Annotated in this window: 2 protein-coding genes; one reads left to right on the top strand and one right to left on the bottom strand. The window is 69.5% G+C overall.

The features are described 5' to 3' along the window. Positions 1–796: GTP 3',8-cyclase MoaA (locus AC30N0_RS06720; RefSeq protein WP_489517153.1), on the top strand; the 796-nt coding region annotated here is incomplete at its 5' end. A 10-nt stretch (positions 797–806) separates the two neighbouring features. On the opposite strand, the gene ppsA is transcribed toward AC30N0_RS06720, so the two are convergent. Beyond that, positions 807–3,215 carry a phosphoenolpyruvate synthase gene (gene ppsA / locus AC30N0_RS06715; RefSeq protein WP_489517152.1) on the bottom strand — a complete coding sequence of 803 codons (2,409 nt, stop codon included), beginning with the start codon at positions 3,213–3,215 and terminating at the stop codon, positions 807–809. Positions 3,216–3,387 lie beyond the last annotated feature (172 nt).

The raw sequence follows: 3,387 nt of genomic DNA, 5'->3' as shown, positions 1-3,387 counted from the left end.
CGAGCGGCTGGTGGCGATGCTGGCCGATCTGCGCGCCGCCAGCGGTCGCCGCCTCGACCTAACGCTGACGACGAACGGCTCGCTGCTCGCCCGCAAGGCCGAGGCGCTCAAGGCCGCCGGACTTGACCGCGTGACGATCAGCCTCGACGCGCTCGACGACGCCATCTTCCGGCGCATGAACGACGCCGACTTCCCGGTCGCCGATGTCCTGCGCGGCATCGACGCGGCCGAGCGCGCCGGGCTCGGGCCCATCAAGGTCAACATGGTCGTCAAGCGCGGCACCAACGACGGCGAGATCATGCCGATGGCGCGCCACTTCCGCGGCCGCAACGTCGCCTTGCGCTTCATCGAGTACATGGACGTGGGCGCCAGCAACGGCTGGCGCATGGTCGAAGTCCTGCCCTCGGCCGAGGTCGTCGCCCGCCTGCAGGCAGAGTTCGGGCTGCGCCGGCTGGCCGCGTCGGCACCGGGCGAGACCGCCGAACGCTGGGCCTATGCCGAGCCGGGCATCCCGGGCGAGATCGGCACCATCTCGAGCGTGACGCAGGCCTTCTGCGGCGACTGCAACCGGGCCCGCCTGTCGACCGAAGGCAAGCTCTTCCTCTGCCTGTTCGCGAGCCGCGGCCACGACCTGCGCGGCCTGCTGCGGGCCGGCCGGAGCGACGAGGAGATCTCGGCGGCGATCGGCCTTGTCTGGCAGAAGCGGACCGACCGCTACTCGGAGCTGCGCGGCAGCCCCGCCGCGCCGGCCACGCTCGGCGAGCGGCGCGTCGAGATGCACTACATCGGCGGCTGAGCTTTCGTCGTCAGCGCGTCGCCAGGCGCTTCCAGGTCTCGATGACCGAGTCCGGGTTCAGCGAGATCGAGACGATGCCCTCGTCGGCGAGCCAGTCGGCGAAGTCCGGGTGGTCGCTCGGCCCCTGGCCGCAGATGCCGACGTACTTGCCGTGGGCGCGGCAGGCGGCGATGGCGCGCGAGATCATCGCCTTGACCGCCGGGTCGCGCTCGTCGAAGTCGCGCGCCAGCAGCTCGAGCCCCGAGTCCCGGTCGAGGCCGAGGGTGAGCTGGGTCAGGTCGTTGGAGCCGATCGACATGCCGTCGAAGTGCTCCAGGAACTGGTCGGCGAGGATGGCGTTGCTCGGCACCTCGCACATCATGATCACTTTGAGGCCGTCGGTGCCGCCGGCGCTGGCACGGCGCAAGCCGTGCTCGGCCATCAAGGCGTTCACGCGCTCGGCCTGGCCCAGCGTGCGCACGAAAGGCACCATCACCTCGACGTTGCTGAACCCCATCTCGCGGCGGACGCGGACGAGCGCCTCGCATTCCATCGCGAAGGCCTCGCCGAAGGCCTCGCTCACGTAGCGCGAGGCACCGCGAAAGCCCAGCATCGGGTTTTCTTCCTCGGGTTCGTAACGCGAGCCGCCGATCAGCTTCCGGTACTCGTTGCTCTTGAAGTCCGACAGGCGAACGATCACCGGCTTCGGCCAGAACGCGCCGGCGATGGTCGCGATGCCCTCGGCCAGCTTGTCGACGTAAAAGGCGCGCGGCGAGGCGTGGCCGCGCGCGACGCTTTCCACCGCCTTCTTCAGGTCGCTGTCGATGTTCGGGTAGTCGAGGATCGCCTTCGGGTGGACGCCGATGTTGTTGTTGATGATGAACTCGAGCCGGGCCAGGCCCACGCCCGAGTTCGGCATCTGCGCGAAGTCGAAGGCCAGCTGCGGGTTGCCGATGTTCATCATGATCTTGATCGGCGAGTACGGCATCTCGCCGCGCTCGACGTCGGTGACCTCGGTCTCGAGCAGGCCGTCGTACACGTAGCCGGTGTCGCCTTCCGAGCAGGCGACGGTGACGAGCGCGCCTTCCTTCAGCGTCGAGGTCGCATCGCCGCAGCCGACGACGGCAGGGATGCCCAGCTCGCGGGCGATGATCGCGGCGTGGCAGGTCCGGCCGCCGCGGTTGGTGACGATTGCGCTCGCCCGCTTCATGACCGGCTCCCAGTTCGGGTCGGTCATGTCGGTGACGAGGACGTCGCCGGCCTGAACCAGGTCCATGTCGGCGATCGACTCGACCACGCGGACCGGCCCGGTGCCGATCTTCTGGCCGATGGCGCGCCCTTCCGCCAGCACGGTCCCCGAGCTCTTGAGCGCGTAGCGCTGCTCGGCCTTGCCGGCCGCCTGGCTCACCACCGTCTCGGGCCGCGCCTGCAGGATGTAGAGCTGGCCGTCGATGCCGTCCTTGCCCCACTCGATGTCCATGGCCCGGCCGTAGTGCTGCTCGATGACGAGCGCGTAGCGGGCGAGCTCGCTCACGTCGGCATCGGACAGCGAGTAGCGGTTGCGCTGCTCGGTGGCGGTCTCGAACGTCGTCACCAGCTTGCCGGTCGCGGCGTGCTCCGCCGCCGAAGCGAAGCCCATGCGGATCAGCTTCGAGCCGAGGTTGCGGCGGATGATGGCCAGCTTGTTGTTGCGCAGCGCCGGCTTGTGGACGTAGAACTCGTCCGGGTTGACGGCGCCCTGCACCACCGTCTCGCCGAGGCCGTAGCTCGAGGTGATGAAGACGACGTCGGGAAAGCCGCTCTCGGTGTCGATGGTGAACATCACGCCGGCCGACGCCAGGTCGCTGCGCACCATGCGCTGCACGCCTGCGGACAAGGCCACGTCGTTGTGCCCGTAGCCCTTGTGCACCCGGTAGCTGATGGCGCGGTCGTTGTAGAGACTGGCGAACACCTCGCGCATCCTGGACAGCACCTCGTCGATGCCGGTGACGTTGAGGAACGTCTCCTGCTGACCGGCGAACGAGGCGTCGGGCATGTCTTCGGCCGTCGCCGATGAACGGACTGCGAAGCTGGCTTCCGGCTGGCCCGCCGCCAGCCGCTCGAACTCGCTCCGCACCGCAGCTTCGAGTTCCGGCGGCAGGGGCTGGGCCTCGACCCAGCCGCGGATCTGCGCGCCGGCCTCCGCGAGGGCGCGGACGTCGTCGGTGTCGAGCGAGGCGAGCCGCGCGTTGATGCGCTTGCCGAGGTCTCCCGCGCTCAGGAACGTGCGGAAGGCATGCGCGGTGGTGGCGAAGCCGCCGGGCACGCGGACGCCGGACTGACTCAACTGGCTGATCATTTCGCCGAGGGACGCGTTCTTGCCGCCGACCGCCTCGACATCGGTCATTCTCAGGTGCTCGAAGGGGGCGACCAGGGCGGTCGCCAGTTGGGTGGATGACATGGGAAGACTCCGCGGGGATGAAAAACCGGTGCTTCCCGACGGCTGCAGGCCGGCGAGGCGTGTGGCGGCCGGAAACGCGCCTGCGCGACAGCGGCCTGGCCGGGGCGGCGAGGGGTGTGCGAGGGGCTGACGTCGGGCGCGGACACGGGCGTGAGAGGGGGCGGAACTGCCT

Source organism: Rhizobacter sp., assembly GCF_031412495.1.
Taxonomy (GTDB): domain Bacteria; phylum Pseudomonadota; class Gammaproteobacteria; order Burkholderiales; family Burkholderiaceae_C; genus Schlegelella_A.
Note: the sequence above shows the minus strand (reverse complement) of the source record. Positions and strands in the feature narration are given on the sequence as shown.